General features: G+C 51.9%; 12 protein-coding genes. 4 read left to right on the top strand and 8 right to left on the bottom strand.

The window, feature by feature from the left end; all coding sequences use genetic code 11:
* Positions 1 to 105: 105 nt before the first annotated feature.
* Complete coding sequence (locus C2I18_RS29225; RefSeq protein ID WP_249899188.1) at positions 106 to 876, top strand: hypothetical protein; 771 nt, start codon at positions 106 to 108, stop codon at positions 874 to 876.
* A gap of 65 nt (positions 877 to 941) precedes the next feature.
* Here the strand turns inward: C2I18_RS29225 and C2I18_RS29230 are convergent, their stop codons facing one another.
* Positions 942 to 3,608, bottom strand: a complete 2,667-nt coding sequence (locus tag C2I18_RS29230) for an alpha-L-rhamnosidase (protein ID WP_249899189.1) — start codon at positions 3,606 to 3,608, stop codon at positions 942 to 944.
* A 134-nt stretch (positions 3,609 to 3,742) separates the two neighbouring features.
* Here C2I18_RS29230 and C2I18_RS29235 point away from each other — a divergent pair, with 134 nt between their 5' ends.
* Both C2I18_RS29235 and C2I18_RS29240 read left to right on the top strand, forming a co-directional pair.
* The gene (locus C2I18_RS29235) at positions 3,743 to 4,612 is read left to right on the top strand and encodes an AraC family transcriptional regulator (RefSeq protein ID WP_249899190.1); all 870 of its coding nucleotides are present in this window, start codon (positions 3,743 to 3,745) and stop codon (positions 4,610 to 4,612) included.
* A gap of 41 nt (positions 4,613 to 4,653) precedes the next feature.
* The gene (locus C2I18_RS29240; protein WP_249899191.1) at positions 4,654 to 5,202 is read left to right on the top strand and encodes a GNAT family N-acetyltransferase; all 549 of its coding nucleotides are present in this window, start codon (positions 4,654 to 4,656) and stop codon (positions 5,200 to 5,202) included.
* Between the two features lie 105 nt (positions 5,203 to 5,307).
* On the opposite strand, the gene C2I18_RS29245 is transcribed toward C2I18_RS29240, so the two are convergent.
* The 6 genes from C2I18_RS29245 to C2I18_RS29270 all read right to left on the bottom strand — a co-directional run bounded on the left by C2I18_RS29245 (position 5,308) and on the right by C2I18_RS29270 (position 13,540).
* Positions 5,308 to 6,144 carry a carbohydrate ABC transporter permease gene (locus C2I18_RS29245; protein ID WP_249899192.1) on the bottom strand — a complete coding sequence of 279 codons (837 nt, stop codon included), beginning with the start codon at positions 6,142 to 6,144 and terminating at the stop codon, positions 5,308 to 5,310.
* A 1-nt stretch (position 6,145) separates the two neighbouring features.
* Positions 6,146 to 7,081 (bottom strand): carbohydrate ABC transporter permease, encoded by a 936-nt coding sequence (locus C2I18_RS29250; RefSeq protein WP_249899193.1) that lies wholly within the window; start codon positions 7,079 to 7,081, stop codon positions 6,146 to 6,148.
* A gap of 80 nt (positions 7,082 to 7,161) precedes the next feature.
* Positions 7,162 to 8,523: an ABC transporter substrate-binding protein gene (locus C2I18_RS29255; protein WP_249899194.1), complete on the bottom strand. Its 1,362-nt coding sequence runs from the start codon at positions 8,521 to 8,523 to the stop codon at positions 7,162 to 7,164.
* A gap of 249 nt (positions 8,524 to 8,772) precedes the next feature.
* The gene (locus C2I18_RS29260) at positions 8,773 to 10,119 is read right to left on the bottom strand and encodes an ABC transporter substrate-binding protein (RefSeq protein WP_249899195.1); all 1,347 of its coding nucleotides are present in this window, start codon (positions 10,117 to 10,119) and stop codon (positions 8,773 to 8,775) included.
* A 35-nt stretch (positions 10,120 to 10,154) separates the two neighbouring features.
* Positions 10,155 to 11,903 carry a cache domain-containing sensor histidine kinase gene (locus C2I18_RS29265; RefSeq protein WP_249899196.1) on the bottom strand — a complete coding sequence of 583 codons (1,749 nt, stop codon included), beginning with the start codon at positions 11,901 to 11,903 and terminating at the stop codon, positions 10,155 to 10,157.
* 35 nt (positions 11,904 to 11,938) lie between these two features.
* Positions 11,939 to 13,540 carry a response regulator gene (locus C2I18_RS29270; RefSeq protein WP_249899197.1) on the bottom strand — a complete coding sequence of 534 codons (1,602 nt, stop codon included), beginning with the start codon at positions 13,538 to 13,540 and terminating at the stop codon, positions 11,939 to 11,941.
* 231 nt (positions 13,541 to 13,771) lie between these two features.
* Here C2I18_RS29270 and C2I18_RS29275 point away from each other — a divergent pair, with 231 nt between their 5' ends.
* Positions 13,772 to 14,518: a YdcF family protein gene (locus C2I18_RS29275; protein ID WP_249902293.1), complete on the top strand. Its 747-nt coding sequence runs from the start codon at positions 13,772 to 13,774 to the stop codon at positions 14,516 to 14,518.
* A 273-nt stretch (positions 14,519 to 14,791) separates the two neighbouring features.
* Here the strand turns inward: C2I18_RS29275 and ybaK are convergent, their stop codons facing one another.
* The gene (gene ybaK, locus C2I18_RS29280) at positions 14,792 to 15,265 is read right to left on the bottom strand and encodes a Cys-tRNA(Pro) deacylase (RefSeq protein WP_249899198.1); all 474 of its coding nucleotides are present in this window, start codon (positions 15,263 to 15,265) and stop codon (positions 14,792 to 14,794) included.
* Positions 15,266 to 15,616 lie beyond the last annotated feature (351 nt).

Consider the following 15,616-nt stretch of genomic DNA (forward strand, 5'->3'; position numbering starts at 1 on the left):
GGGATAAACAGTGGTATGCTGTTTCAATTGTCATACATATTTGCTCGTATATGGAAGGGGATTGAAAAGGTGACCACCAGGGGTAATTTAAAGCCGGTTTGGATTATGTTTTTTATGTTTTTCCTGCTTTTTCTGGCGAATTTTTTAATCAACAGCAATAATCCGCCAACAGGCAGAATGTGGCTTCTAATGGAAGTGTGGACTATACTCATCAGTCTACTGCTCCTTATAAAACACAAGCTGCCGCCAATGCGGCAAATCCTGCTCTCAATTCTCTTAGCTGCAGCTGTCGCAGCGGCTTATATCAATTACTCTTTGTTCACCCTGGCAAGTACAAGTATCATTACCTTATTATCATCGTTGGCTATTTTCAGCACATTCAACAAATACAGAGAGGGCAGTCTGGTCTTCCTGAACAAAAAGAGCAAAATATCGGTTGCCGTAAGCCTGCTAATCGGGGTTGCCGCCGGTATTCTGCTGGGGATACTCAACCTGATGTTCATGAGCGACTTAGGGGAATTCACGGTCAAGCTAACTTATTTCCAGGTGGCGCTAAGTCCGGCCATTTATGAAGAGATTGCTATGCGGGCATTATTCAACGCCCTTTGCCTGTCTTCTCTGAACGGCAGAATCGAAACCAGAGCTCAACATTTCACCGTCTGGTTCATGATGATTATCCCGCATGTGCTGATCCATACTCCGGACTATTTTATTCACGGCGGGATCATTGGCGGGCTCATCCCCACGATTATGCTTGCTGTCCTGTTTGGCTTGCCATTTGCCGCCTTGCAAAAAAAGCGGGACATTACCTCCGCCATGCTGGGGCACGGGATCGTGGATGTCATCCGCTTCTGCTTCATTGGCCTGCCGGGTTAAGCCAGATTACCTAAGACAACAAAAGGCAGTGGTTCCCCTTAACAGGAAATCACTGCCTTTATACATTAATAGGTGAATTTGTAGTCTCCTGAACCCAGTGTGATCTCTGCACCCTCAGCAACATTTTTCAGCTCTTCAATGCCTTTTGCCTGCTCGGCAGGCGCACCGTTCTCAAGCACCCTTTCCGCCAGCGCTCCAAGAAGAGTCACAACTGCACGCGTATTTGCCGGAATAGTGACACTGATCTCCATTCCGCCGTCCGCTGTACGCGTCCATGAAGAAGATACGCGGCCGTACATCGTTTCGACGCCTGCCTTCACATACTCCAGACCGGTACCCGGATGCGGCTTGATCCGGATCATTTTGAAGCCCGGCTCCCCCTCGTCTGTGCCGATGCCGGCAACATACCTGTACAGCCACTCCCCGATTGCACCATACGCATAGTGATTGAATGAGTTCATATCTGCACTCCAGAAGCTGCCGTCCTCCTTGATGCCATCCCAATGTTCCCAGACTGTGGTTGCCCCCTTGGTTACCTGGTACAGCCATGAAGGATAATCCTGCTGGAACAGCAGCTTGTAAGCCAGCTCGTTCTGTCTGTTTTCGCTGAGCACCGGATTCAGATAAGGCGTTCCGACGAATCCTGTGGTCAGATGGTCCCCCGCTTCAGCCAGCAGACGGATCAGTTTTTGTACCGCGCGGTCTTTTGCAGCACCTTCTACGAGACCGAACCGCAGCGCCAATACCTGAGCAGTCTGGGTAGGCACTGCCAATCTGCCCGAAGGCGTTATGAATTCACTCTGGTAGGCAGCCCGTATCTTTCTGTGCAGATCCAGATAATAAGCGGCATCTTCATGCCGGCCAAGCGCTACAGCCGCCTTATGCGTCAGTTCCACGGAATAAGCATAAAAGGCGGTGGCGACATAATCCCTGTCCGTTGCCCCGACATAGCTGTCCGGCTTGGCATCCAGGCCCAGCCAGTCACCGAAATGAAAGCCTGTATTCCAGAGATACGGATCGCTGCCTTCCCCGTAAATATAGGCAACCCACTTCTTCATGCTGTCATACTGCTCGGCAAGCAGTCTGGTGTCACCATACATTTCATAGACAGTCCAAGGCACTATCGTGGCCGCATCCCCCCAGGCTGCCGAGGAATGGCTGGTGTCTCCCCAGCCTTCCGAGAATGCCTCCTGCAGGCTCGGGATATAAAAAGGAATACCGCCTCCCGGCAGCTGGTCAGCTTTCAGATCCCGCAGCCACTTGGTAAAGAACGGCCCCGTATTCATCAGATAAGAGGCGGTACGGACGAACATCTGGGCATCCCCGGTCCACCCCAGCCGCTCATCCCGCTGCGGACAGTCGGTCGGCACATCCAGGAAATTTCCCTTTTGCCCCCACAGAATGTTATGGTGCAGCTGGTTAACCAGCGGGTCGGAACACTCAAAGTCACCCGTACGTTCCATATCGGAATGCAGTACAACACCGGTGAAATCCGACGGCACGGCACTCTCCGGAAACCCTGTCAGCTTCACATACCTGAAGCCCTGGAACGTAAAATGCGGTTCATAACTTTCCGGCTCTCCACCTTTTAAGGTATAAGAATTGATCTGCTTGGCAGCCCGGATATTGTCCCGGTAAAAATTTCCGTCCCGGTCGAGTATCTCCGCATGCTGAAGCTCCACCCTCTGCCCCGCTTCTCCCCGGACCGTAAATTCCAGCCAGCCGACCATATTTTGGCCCATATCCAGCACCTTATCTCCCTCAGGTGTGGTCAGCAGTGCAATTGGCTTAAGCGTCTCCACCTTGGTGACCGGAACATTTTCCTGGGCGACAATGATCTCTTTGGTATGATTAATCACTTCAACGGGATTCCATCTGTCCGTAGAAGAATCGTCATATGCCAGCTCAAGACGTGCATCATAATCTTCGCCCATATAAATCTCCGACATCCGCACAGCACTCTCTGCTGCCTGCCAGTCCGGACCTGAACCAATGACTTCCTCCCGGCCATCCTCATACCAGATATGCAGCTCTACCAGCAGCGCCCGGTGCGTACCGTAAATGTTTTTTTCCTGCTTAAAGCCAAGGTATCCCTTGTACCAGCCGTTGCCGAGCAGCGCGCCGAGCGTATTTTTGCCCGGCTGGAGCAAATCTGTCACATCATAAGTCTGGTACTGCAGCCGTGTTCCGTAACTGGTCCAGCCGGGTGTAAAATAATGTTCCCCCACCCTGCTGCCGTTCAGCTCCAGCTCATACAGCCCTAGTGCGGTTGCGTAAATTCTGGCACGGGCGACAGGTGCATTGAGTTGAACAAAGGTACGAAACTGCGGGCACACGTCAGACTCCTGCGGTAAAAATGCTGCTGAAGGAGCAATCCACTCCGCCTGCCACGCTTCCGGTCCCGAAAGCCCTGTTTCAAAATAGGCTGGTTCTGCCGGCCAGCCCGACTCCAGCCCCTTCTGATCCCATACCTGAACACGGTAGAAATACCGTGTACGTGCTTCCGGGTACAGACCCTTTAATTCAACATGCACAGACTGGGCGGACTCCACTTTTTTGGTGTCAAAAATAATGCTCTTAAAGTCAGCGTCCTTGGATAACTGGATCCTGTAGGCGGATTGGCGGCAGTTTCGTTCATCCGAGACCAGCTGCCAGCTGATTCTCGGGGCGTTCACTTCGGTACCCAGCGGATTTTCTTTGTACTCCGAGCGGAGCTTCGTTACATTCAGCATCCCTTTGTTTCCTCCTTTAATGGCGATAGAGCAGTGTTTATTTTATAATTATACCTGCGGTATCGCTTACATTACCGGGAGTTCAGGCCATAACTGCCTGGTGATCAGGCCATTTTCATATCAGGAGGCATATCATGCAGCGCAAGAGCGAGCTGTTTACAAGTGAGAGTTTACTGCATAATCCTTTGCATTTGCTGGTGAACCGGGTTCCGGAAGGCTTTTATGCCCCTTTTCATGCCCATGATTTTATAGAGCTGTGTTATGTGGCGGAAGGCAGAGGTTACCATCATATTGAAGACGAGATTATCCCCGTGCAAAAAGGCATGCTCTTCGTTCTTCCTGTCGGTGTCTCCCATGTGTTCCGTCCGGCTACGCCCGATGCATCCGGCAACCGGCTGATCGTCTACAATTGCCTTTTTGATAACCATATGGTGGAGCGGCTGATGGTTATTGTACAGGAACCCCCAATTCTTGCCCACCTGTCCGCACTTGCCGCTAACAGCTGTGCTTACTACCATATCCATGATCATAACGGGAGAATCGAAAATCTGCTGCTGGACTTGTACCGCGAAAGCTATGGAGACGGAACAGGCTCAGAGACAATGCTGATCACACTTGTCAGCCAGCTGGTGGTTACGGTATACAGAACTAAATCCGGGGAGACTGGTAAATGCGCCGAAGGAGCTGCTGAGTTCGCACATATTCTAAGGTATCTGGAGAACCGTCTGGCTGAACCCCTGACACTGAAGGAATTATCCGAAAGCTCGGGGTGGAGCGTCAGACATCTGCAGCGCATGTTCCACAAGCATACCGGCCAGACCTTTGGCTCCTACCTGCAAAACTTGCGGGTACAGAAAAGCTGTGAGCTGCTGCGCTCTACCAGTCTCAAGATCCACCTGATTGCCGAAGCAGCCGGCTACCGTGATACCGATTCTTTTCATGCCGTATTCAAAAAAATCACCGGACTAACGCCATTGGAGTACCGTAAGCTTCATAATTCTTAATTTGTGACGGGCCGGGTCCGTAAAAGGAAGGAGTACCAGCTGTGGACATTACCATCAGGGAACTGAAAGAGGAAGATTTAGATCAGGGGATCCTCCTGAGCGGCAGCTTTACCGTTGATTCCATTCTTGTTTTGCATACCGAAAATCAGCAAATCCGCTATACTGTCCAAAAGGTGGCTGCATATACCAAAAGCTATGATGACGAGGAGCTGACTGCCGGTTCCCACTCTGACTACATTGACAATCCTGATAAAGTGATCTATCTGGCGTTTGCGGGAAAACAGGCGGCAGGCCAGCTTGTGCTGAAAAGGAACTGGAACAACTATGCCTATATCGAGTACATAAAGGTAGACAACTCTTACAGAAAGTCCGGCATCGGCCGGCAGCTGATCGAGCAAGCCAAACACTGGGCCAAAGCCGGCGACCTGCCGGGCCTGATGCTGGAGACGCAGAACATTAACGTGACTGCCTGCAAGTTGTATGAGCGATGCGGATTTGTCATCGGCGGATTCGATCATTTCCTGTATAAAGGACTGCATCCGCAAACCAATGAAACTGCGATTTACTGGTATTTGCTGCTGGATCAATAATGAAGCGGTTCCGTAGCACCTTATGCCCGCCAAAAAAATAAAGCAGCCTCCTCCCCTTTCAGGCGGACTGCTGCTTTATTAAATGCTATTACTGCTAAATCTCCCTTACCCCTTGGTCGCCCCTGCCGCAATCCCTTTGACAAAGTACTTCTGCAGCGAGACGAACACGATCAGCACGGGGACAACCGACATGGCGGTTCCGGCAAAAATCATATCCCAGCGTGACGAGAATTCACCGATGTAGCGGTAGATTTCCACGACCATCGTCTTGGCTTCACCCGAAGGCAGCACCAGCATCGGCAGCAGAAAGTCATTCCAGATCCCCAGTCCGTTCAGCACAACCATACTTGCCGTAACCGGTCCCATGAGCGGAAAGACAATTTTCCAGAAGATCCCGTACCGCGAACATCCGTCAATCTCGGCAGCTTCTTCAATCTCCTGCGGAATGCCTTTGACAAAGCTCGTATAGAGCAGGCAGCCAAATCCGACAGCACCGGCAACATAGACTAGAATCGGACCGGCCAGACTGCCGTACAGCCCGAACATTCTCAGCTCTTTGAACAGCGGAATCATATACGCCTGAAAAGGAATCATCATCCCGGCCAGGAAATACAGGAAGACAAACTGGGTCCAGCGTGCATTCCTGCGTTCAATCGCATAACCGGCCATCGGTATAATCAGCACCTGTGCAGCGATCGAGACCAGGGTCAGAATCAGGCTGTTCACAATCGCCCGCGGAAATTCCGTCTCGGTCAGCAGATATTTAAAGCTGTCGAGGTACAGCCCTTTGGGAAAAGCGATCGCATCCCGCATGATTTCTGCATTGCTTTTGAACGCAGACATGAGGTTGAAGAAGATCGGGAAAAAGAAGATGACTGCAACCAGCAGCGTAATCACGAACAGGGTGATCTCGCTGATTCTTTTTTTCGTCTGAATAGTCATGTTACATCTGCACCTCCCGTTTCCGGAGGAATTTCACCTGAATGATGGTGATGAGCAAAATAATCAGGAACAGCACCATCGCAAGCGCCGTACCGAAGCCCTGCCGGAGTTCGCCAAAGCCGACTTTATAAATAATATAGGTTAAGGTCTCGGTGGCAAAGCCGGGGCCGCCGTCGGTCATTACCGCAATCTGATCAAAAATCTTCAGCGCGCTGATCATGGACAGCACCATACATACGGTCAGCGATCCGGCCAGCAGCGGGAACGTAATGTGGCGGAACTGCTGGAAGCCGTTCGCTCCGTCAATGCTCGCCGCTTCATTCAGCTCTGCCGGAATACCCTGCAGTCCTGCCAGATAGATGATCATGTAATAACCTGCACCCTTCCACACCGTAGACAAAATAATCGAAATCATGGCATAGTCCGGATTCCCCAGCCAGTCAACCATCCAGCTTCCCAGCCCGACAGCATCGAGCAGCTGGTTGAATACCCCGAAGTTGTAATTCAAGATCATGGCCCAGACAAACCCCATTACAATCCCGCTCAAAAGTGTCGGGAAATAAAAGATACTTCTGAACAAATTGCGGAACCAGCGTACCTTATCGACCATGACCGCCATCGCAATGGCAGCGATGTTCTCCAGTACAACCAGGCTGACCGTCATAATCAGCGTGTTCTTCAGCGCATTGTGTACCCGCGGGCTGTGCCATATTTCCACGAAATTGGCGAACCCGATGTACCTTACATCCTCACTGATTCCATCCCACGAGGTAAAGCTTAAGTAAATGCTGCCTGCGGTTGGAACAATAACGAACAAGGTGTAGATCAAAAATGAAGGCAGAATAAACAGTAGTGCGTAGGACTGCCATTTTTTCTTCTTTTTTACCGGCATGGCTGCCGTCAGCGGCTTGTCTGCTCTCTTTACTGCTGTAGCCATAGTAGCTCTCCCTCCCGGACCTGCGCCGCCGGAGGAGACACAGCTGAAACGCTGCGCTCCTCTTTACGGACGCTTTTACTTTACTGCTGGTTGGCCTTTACCTGTGCATCGTATTCGGTATCCGCCTGCTTCATGTATTCGGCAACGTTTTCATCTTTTACAACGAGATCCTGCAGCAGCTTGTAGAACCAGTTACGGAACTGCGGAGGAATCAGGTTCTCTCCCCACCAGTTGTTAATAGCCAGCGACTTCGTCACATTCGGATCGGCAATCAGGTCCAGCGCTACCTGCATTTGCTCACCCGCTTCATAGCTGACCTTCTCCTTGGTAGAAGGAATGGCGTTGATGCTGGCCAGATAAGGAGCGTACTGCTCAGGGGAGAAGAAGAAGCGGATGAAATCCTTGATCGCCTCTGTTTTGTCAGCATCCTTGGCAGCATCAGCAGACAGGGACCAGCCGGCCGGTGACGGCAGACCGATGACATTTACTTTGCCTGCCCGGTCAGGAATGGCGTAGAACCCGAATTCGAAGCTTGGGTCCGCATCCTGGATTTGCGAGAACATCCACGTGCCGGAGAACAGCTGCGCCGCTTTGCCGGATACGAGAATAGAGGCGGTCTGGTTATCGCCGGTGCTGAGCCAGCCTTTGTCGACATAATTTTTGAACAGCTCTTTGAAATCAGTCATTGCCTGCACTACGTTGGCGTCGGTAAAGCTGACTGTTTTGGCGGTGCGCTTGGAATTCCAGTCCGGGTCTTTCGTGTAAACTTCATCGATCAGGAATTTGTTCACCCAGAAGCCCATATGGAAAATATCCTTCCCGCCGACAACCAGCGGTGTAATTCCGCTAGCCTTCAGCTTTTCCTGAATCACCAGGAATTCATCATAGGTTTTGGGCAGCTCGGTAACTCCTGCATCGGCGTATGCCTTCTTGCTGTAAATGATGCCTTGCGGCACGTTAACGGACAGCGGTGCATTCCATACCTTGCCGTCCACCTGCGGCGGATTATCGAACAGGTCCAGAAGATCGGCTGGCAGCTCGACAATTTTTCCGGCATCGGCGAACACCTGCGTATCCCGCATTTCCACAAGATCCGGGAACTCGCCTACGGCATCCTTGGTTTTGAGCCAGTCCAGATAGGCTGCTGACGAGGTCTCGCTGATATCCTTAATTTTCACATTCGGATTGGCTTCCATATAAGCTTTGACAGTGGCGGCAATAGCCTCTTTGGTAGCCGGATCGCCGGAGGCGTAGCCGATCGTGAAGCTGACTTCCTTTTTACTGTCGGTTGCTGCTGCAGCTGGTGCATCTGTTGCAGATCCGCCATTGTTACTGTTACTGCCGGCATTCCCGCTGCTGCTGTTGTTGCTGCCGCAGGCTGACAGGACTGTTGTAGCGGCAAGCAGCAGTGTGGACAGCTTGATTATCGTTTTATTGTTCATGTGAAAAGTAACCCCCTAATAGGTTCAAAGTCTGGTAACTTTGTAAGGCTGGAAAGCGGTCCGATGTGCGCATCACCGTAAGTAAGCGTTTCCTTGTGATATCAGAATAGCATTCTGCCGCAAAGGGTTGAATGAACTTTTTTAAGCGCGGTGTGCGGTAAATTTAAGTGAAAAACAGCAAAAAACGGAGGTCCGCAGACCCCCGTTTTACCTGGTTTATGAAATTATTTAAGCTGCGGTGTTCTGGTGTTACAGCCCATCCTCTTTTAACTGCCTGTCATATTCGGCATCCGCCTGGACCATATACGCCCTGACATCGCCATCCTTCCGGACCAGCTCCTGCAGCAGCCTATAGAACCAGTTACGGTACTGCTGGGGCGTCATATTGTCCCCCCACCAGGTCCCCAGCATTCTCGACTTGGTGACCGCAGGATCAGCCACCAGCTCAAGCGCGGTATTCATCACCTCACTGATCTCGTAGGTGACGGGTTCTGCAGTCGCAGGAATGCCGTTAACGCGGGACAGGAACACGGCATACTGCTCCGGATCGTAAAAGAAACGGAGAAAGTCCTTGATCGCCTCTGTTTTCCCGCTGTCACGGGCTGCTTCTGCCGACAAGGACCAGCCGGCGGGGGACGGCAGTCCCACCACATTTACTTTGCCTTCCCGGTCAGGCACCGCATAGAATCCGAATTCAAAGTCCGGGTCAGCCTCTTCGATCTGCGGGAACATCCAGGTCCCGGAGAACAGCTGGGCCGCTTCTCCCGACACGAGCATGGAGGCCGTCTGATTGTCGCCGGTGCTGAGCCAGTCCTCATTTACATAACGGGTGAACAGATACTTGTAATCGGCCACCGCCTGCACCACATTGCCGTCCTGAAAGCTAACCTCTCCCGCATTGCGTTTGGCGTTCCAGTCCGGGTCCCGGGCATATACCTCATCGATCAGAAATTTATTTACCCAAAAGCCCATGTGGAAAATATCCTTGCCGCCGGCTGCGAGCGGCGTAATCCCGCCTGCCTTCAGTTTTTCCTGGATAGCCAGGAACTCGTCATAGGTGCGGGGCAGGTCTGTAACTCCGGCGGCCGCATAAGCTTTTTTGCTGTAAATAATACCTTGGGGGGCACTTGCGAACAGCGGGGCATTCCACACCTTCCCCCACACCTGCGGCGGATTGTCGAACAGCCCGGCCAAATCGGACGGCAGCTCGGCTATTTTTCCCGCTCCGGCAAAAGCTTCAGTATCCCGCATCTCCACCAAATCCGGGAATTCCCCCAGGGCATCCTTAATCTTGAGCCAGTCCAAATAGCCGCTGGAGGACATTACGCTGATATCTTGGATTTCCACATCCGGATGAGCATCCGTATAAGCTTTAATTACAGCTGCTATGGCCCCTTTGGTGGCGGCGTCACCTGTCGCATAAGCGATGGTAAAGCGGACGGTTTGTCCGGGATCCCCTCCGCCAGACTGCGCCGCCTGAGGGACCCCGCCTGGTACTGTGCCGTTACCGCCTGCGGGACTTCCCTCACACGCTGAAAGAATGCCTGACATCACCAGCAGCAGCAAAGGAAGCCTTATCATCTTGTTGTACTGCATCTATTGCGACCTCCCGCTTGTATCATTCGTTGGATCTATTCTATCACCGGAAACAAAAGTGTAATGGATGTCCCGATATACTCACGGCTGCTGACCGACAACCCGTACTCTTCCCCGAAGCTTGTGCGGATCCGCTCATGCACATTTTTCAGGCCCACGTTTTTGCTTGGAGCCCTCATATCTTCCAGCGTTCCTGTAATTCTTGCAAGCTCTTCCTTGTTCATTCCAATGCCGTCATCATAGATCGTAATCGCAAGCTTGTCTGCCCTGCGTTCTATAGTGATGCCCACCGTCCCTCTGCCCTTCCGGCGCAGACCGTGCTGTACCGCATTTTCCACAATTGGCTGCAGGGAGAGCTTAAGGACCGGCCATTCCATCCGCACGTCAGGAGCAATATCCGGATGGAGCTCAAAGCGGTTCTCATAGCGCACAGATATGATATAAAAATAATCCTGCAGATGCTCCAGCTCACTGCCGAGGCTGACGCGGTCCTCCCCATAATCAATCACATATTTCAGCTGGTTGGAGAGCGCCAAAATCATATCCGCCACCTCGCCGGCTTCTTTGTCTACAGCATTCATCCGGATGACTTCGAGTGTATTGTATAAGTAATGCGGACGGATCTGGCTCTTGAGCGCATTGAGCTCACTCTGCTTCTGCTTGATCTGGGCCACATAAGCTTCATCGATATAGATCTGCAGCCGCTCGACCATGCGGTTGAACCCGTGGGCCAGCCTGCCCATCTCATCATTGCTGTTCACTGTGAGCTGAATATCGAGCTTGCCGGACTCCACTACGGTCATCTGCCTGATCAGCTCGCGGATCGGTGCGGCCAGACGCCGGGAGAACCAGGCCCCCATCACAATCATCACTACCGCACAGATCAGGATGGCCAGATATACCGTCGACCGGGCCGACAGGAGCTGCTCGAACAGACTGCCGCGGTGGATTTTCGCTATTATTTTTCCATTCAAAAAAGGAATTTCTTCACTCAGCGTAATTATTTCCCCGTCCTCCGGGGCAAGCTTTATTACCGTTCCCGATGGAATACTCTGATTGCTGAAGTAGACTCTGTCCTCCCCGTCCAGCAAATACAGCTCATCCTTCTCTCCCAGACTAAGCTCCTGTGTAAACTGCTGGAACAACGAGGTATCGACATCGAGAAACAGCGTTCCGACTACCTTCGGTTCCTTGGTCACACGGCCTGAAGTATCGATCAGACTGCGTGCAATGGTGAACACCGTACGGTTGGAATCGAAAAAATAGTCGTCCTCATGCGCGGGAAACACGGCTACCTTGGAGGGATCCTGCGCCATCGCTTCCAGCCATTCGGGTCTGGCGAACCCTTCACTGTCGAGTGAACGGTCCTCTTTTTGCTGGGAATAGACCTTTCCGTCCATCTTCCGGACAAATTGTACGCCAGAAATATAAGGATCACTGAATACGATCGTCTTTAAAAAGCTGTCGATGGGGATCGTGTTGATCTGCTCCAGCTCATTGACGTTGTAGGTCTGGTCCTGCCTGTAGCTGTCAATAAAACCCTCATAGCGTCCTGTATACATCAGCTTGGAAACCTCGTTATACTGGTTAAACGCAGAATTCAGATTGTAGCTCATATACATGACCATTTGCTGCAGATTGCTGGTAGTATAGCGCTCTACGTAACCCGAAAAGGTTTTTACGGAAAAGAAGCTGAGCGCCAGCAGCGGAATCAGCCCCACCAGCAGGAAGGACAACGAAAATTTGACAAAAATACTCCTGGATCTGCGCCCAAAGCTCAGCACGGACGGCGTCCCCCTTTTCTCTGTATGAACGACTGTTACTGTCTGAGCGATTGCTTGTACTCCTGCGGCAGCCTGCCGAATTTCTTCTTGAACATATCGCTGAAATGACGGGCGTTATTGTACCCGACCTGCTCTGCAATTTCATACACCATCAGATCGGTCTGCAGCAGCAGCCGCAGCGCATGGCCCATCCGGACCTCCGTAATATAGTTTTTAAAGTTCTGCCCGGTATGTTTTTTGAAAAAGCTGCTGAAATAGTACGGATTCATATACACGAGTGCGGCTGTAGACTCCAGCGTAATATTGTCCGCATAATGCTGCTCCACATAGGCTTTTACCTGGGAAAGCTGAGGCAGCTCCTTGGCGCCCGCCTGTCCGGCCAGCTGGTCAGCCATCCTGTGCAGTACTTCCATAAAAATCTGCTGAACCACGGTGTAAGCGGGCGCCTCGGCCAGTCTTTCCAGCAGCGGCTGATGGTCCGGGCCATGAAGTCCGGCATCTGCACCATAATCCGCAAGCTCCTGGTCAAGCTGAATAATCACATTATATACATAGGAAACAGCCTGGTTCCTGTTGCCCGCAGACAATCCCCTGATCTTATCCAGCAGTGTTCCTGCACGTTCAGTGAGCTGTTCCCTGTCCAGTGATTTCAGCGCATCGGCCACTCCGGCCTGGGCCGCTGTCAGCTCCGCTAAGGTTACCTGCGGCTCTGCCGGTTCTCCTGTCTCGGCCGTAATTACCCGGTCCAGTCCGGTAAAATAAGCGGATTTGAGCGCTTTCAATGCACTGCGGTACGATTCTGCCGCCTCTTCTATACCGTTCACCGGCCGTCCGATGCCAATCGATACCGCCAGCTTCAGAAACCGGTTAATCTTGCCGTGCAGATCCTCTACTAAACGCTCTGGCTCCTCCTCATGTTCATGCTGAAGCAGAATGCAGAAGCGCTCCCCCTTGCGGAACACATAACCGCTCCCTGCACCTTCCACGGTTTCCCTGATAATATTGGACAAAGCAAATTCCACCAGCTTGCGCTCGCGTTCTTCCCACCTGGACGGCTGTCCGCTGTATTCTACAGTCTCTAAGGCGCATACGGTGGCATAACGGCTGATTGCTGTATTACCCATGCGGGCCAGCGCTGCCGCAGCGCTTCTGCTGCCGTCCGTGATCTGCTCCAGCAGCTGCTCAATGGTGACAGATTCATTTTTGCGCTCATAGGATTTCAGCTTTTCCTTGTTGCGCACTTCCTCCGACTCCTGGCGGATTACGGCAACCGCTTTACCCACCACCTGCTCCAGCTGGCCGGTATTCACCGGCTTCACAAGATAATCAAGCGCCCCGTACTGTACGGCCTGCCGGGCATAGGTAAATTCCTGGTAGGCGCTTATGAATACAACTTTAATGGGCCGTCCCGATTCATGGATATCGCGTATAATATCAATTCCTGTAAATCCCGGCATGCTGATGTCGCTGATGACAAGGTCAGGGGAACAGTCATCAATCAGTGTCTTCAGTTCCGTCCCGTCACAGGCTTCACCAACAATATCTAGGCCCAGGGCATCCCAGGAGATCAGCTTTTTCAGTCCGCGCAGGATCACCGGTTCATCGTCTGCCAGTACTACCCGGATTCTTCTGTTCATTCCAGTCCCCCCGCTTATGTGTCAATATCATCTTAATAATGTAGAGAGATTCCCCCACATCTACTTTATCATGAAAGCATTGGAGAGTGAGTGCAGCTTTTTAATGGGAAAGTGCAGTTTTTTAAGGATGCCGGCATGAGGGCGATGCTGTGTGCGGGAAGCTTCGGGCCCTCTGCTTGTGGTACAATAGCTCTGTTGCTCTATACATAAAAGAAAGGGCGGTTGATCCTGCTGATCTATATCATCAAATTTATCTACAGCTTCGTTCTGCCTCCCGGCCTGTTCGTCGTACTTCTATCCGGAATGACAATCTGGCTGTGGCGCAAAAACCGCCGGCCGGCAGTAGTCCTCCTCGGAATCACTGTGCTGCTCTATCTTTCCATGACCAGCCTCGTTTCCGACGCGCTGGTCGGCAGCCTGGAGCGCAAGTATGAGCAGCCGGCCCGGATCCGGGGTGATGTTATTGTTGTCCTTGGCGGCGGAGCCTCCTCCGGGACACCGGACATTGACGGTGAAGGCAACATGTTCGGCCATGCGGCCAACAGGCTGCTGACTGCCGCCAGGCTCTACCGGGAGACCGGGATTCCGGTACTATTCTCCGGCGGGCAGGTATTTGCCGACAGCGGAAACGAAGCCAACATTGCCAAGCGTCAGCTCATCGGGCTGGGGATTCCTGAAGCCGACATTCTGGTCGAGAACGAGTCGCTGAACACAGAACAAAATGCCGTCAATACAGCAGAAGTCATGCGGGAGAACGGGCTAAGCCGCCCGGTGCTGGTCACCTCCGCATTCCATATGGCCCGCGCTATGGAGGAGTTCGGCGCTGCCGGATTGACTCCGCTGGCCTATCCTACCGATTATATCGCCAGCCGGGGAGCCTCTTTTCATTCCGGCAAATTCTCCCCTTCTCCTGGCGCTGCATCCACTACAGGAACTGCGCTCAAGGAATATCTCGGCCTGCTGGCTGCACGCTTTTAGTTGATGGATGTGTCACCAAAGACCCCAGAATCCGCAGTCGCGGGTTTTGGGGTCTTTGGGTTACGGAGGAGTGTACTTTTACGGGGACTGTATGGGTTACGGGGAAATGCATGTGTTATGCCGGACGTATAGTTATGCCGGACTGTATGGTTATGGCGGACTGTATGGTTATGGCGGACTATATGGGTTACGGGGAATTTATAGGTTACGGGGACTGTATGGGGTACGGGGACTTCTGAGCAAATATGTATTTTATGAGCTTGTTCCGGCTAATTATTTGATTAAATCGCTGAATTTGGCGTTCACCATACCTGCCAATTCTCCGGGCGTCAGCTCCATTTGCATCCCGATTTTTCCGGCACTGACAGCGATGGTTCCCAGTTCTTCCGCACTGCTGTGGATAAACGTAGGGTACAGCTTTTTCATCCCTACCGGAGAACAGCCTCCCCGGATATAACCTGTCCATTTCAGCAGATCCTTCACCGGCAGCATTTCAATCTTCTTCTCCCCGGCCGCTTTCGCCGCTTTCTTAAGGTCCAGCTCTTCAGCCACCGGAATGACGAACACATACAGATTGCTGCCGCTGTGGGCTACCAGAGTTTTAAACACACTCTCCGGCGGCCGGCCGATCTTCTCCGCAACCGCTGTGCCGTGAATGGCGCCGTCTTCATTGTCGTAGAAATGTATCTCATAGGTAATTCCCTTCGCCTCCAGCATTCTGAGGGCATTGGTTTTCGCCGCTTGCATCGTTCATCAACCTTTCGAGATCGTTTGTGTCTTTGGCTTCTTTTACATCTATTGCAGCCTGTTGATTAGCTGGGATATGGAAAATGGTATCGGAGAGCATATATAGATCAGCCTAAGTGGAATTTCTCCATTTCATTCTCCGATAAACTCCGGTATTACAAAACTAGTGGGAAAAACTCCCCTTAAATGTACTGGATTCTTCTCCAAAGACCTTTATCCGTCCGATTAATGGGAGAATTTCCTACTAAAGCTTAGAAATGACCGAAAAGCAGAGGATTAGGTGGAGAAAATCCAACTAAGTCCTTAGTCTCCTCACCAAAACAGCACTACCACAACCTGAACACTTTTTTG

The sequence above is a fragment of the Paenibacillus sp. PK3_47 genome, assembly GCF_023520895.1.
In the GTDB taxonomy this organism is placed as follows: Bacteria; Bacillota; Bacilli; order Paenibacillales; family Paenibacillaceae; genus Paenibacillus_AQ.

Coding starts and splice junctions, on each gene's coding strand:
- C2I18_RS29225 (WP_249899188.1), top strand. CDS start 106: ATGTTTTTTATGTTTTTCCTGCTTTTTCTGGCGAATTTTTTAATCAAC.
- C2I18_RS29230 (WP_249899189.1), bottom strand. CDS start 3,608: ATGCTGAATGTAACGAAGCTCCGCTCGGAGTACAAAGAAAATCCGCTG.
- C2I18_RS29235 (WP_249899190.1), top strand. CDS start 3,743: ATGCAGCGCAAGAGCGAGCTGTTTACAAGTGAGAGTTTACTGCATAAT.
- C2I18_RS29245 (WP_249899192.1), bottom strand. CDS start 6,144: ATGACTATTCAGACGAAAAAAAGAATCAGCGAGATCACCCTGTTCGTG.
- C2I18_RS29250 (WP_249899193.1), bottom strand. CDS start 7,081: ATGGCTACAGCAGTAAAGAGAGCAGACAAGCCGCTGACGGCAGCCATG.
- C2I18_RS29255 (WP_249899194.1), bottom strand. CDS start 8,523: ATGAACAATAAAACGATAATCAAGCTGTCCACACTGCTGCTTGCCGCT.
- C2I18_RS29260 (WP_249899195.1), bottom strand. CDS start 10,119: ATGCAGTACAACAAGATGATAAGGCTTCCTTTGCTGCTGCTGGTGATG.
- C2I18_RS29270 (WP_249899197.1), bottom strand. CDS start 13,540: ATGAACAGAAGAATCCGGGTAGTACTGGCAGACGATGAACCGGTGATC.
- ybaK (WP_249899198.1), bottom strand. CDS start 15,265: ATGCAAGCGGCGAAAACCAATGCCCTCAGAATGCTGGAGGCGAAGGGA.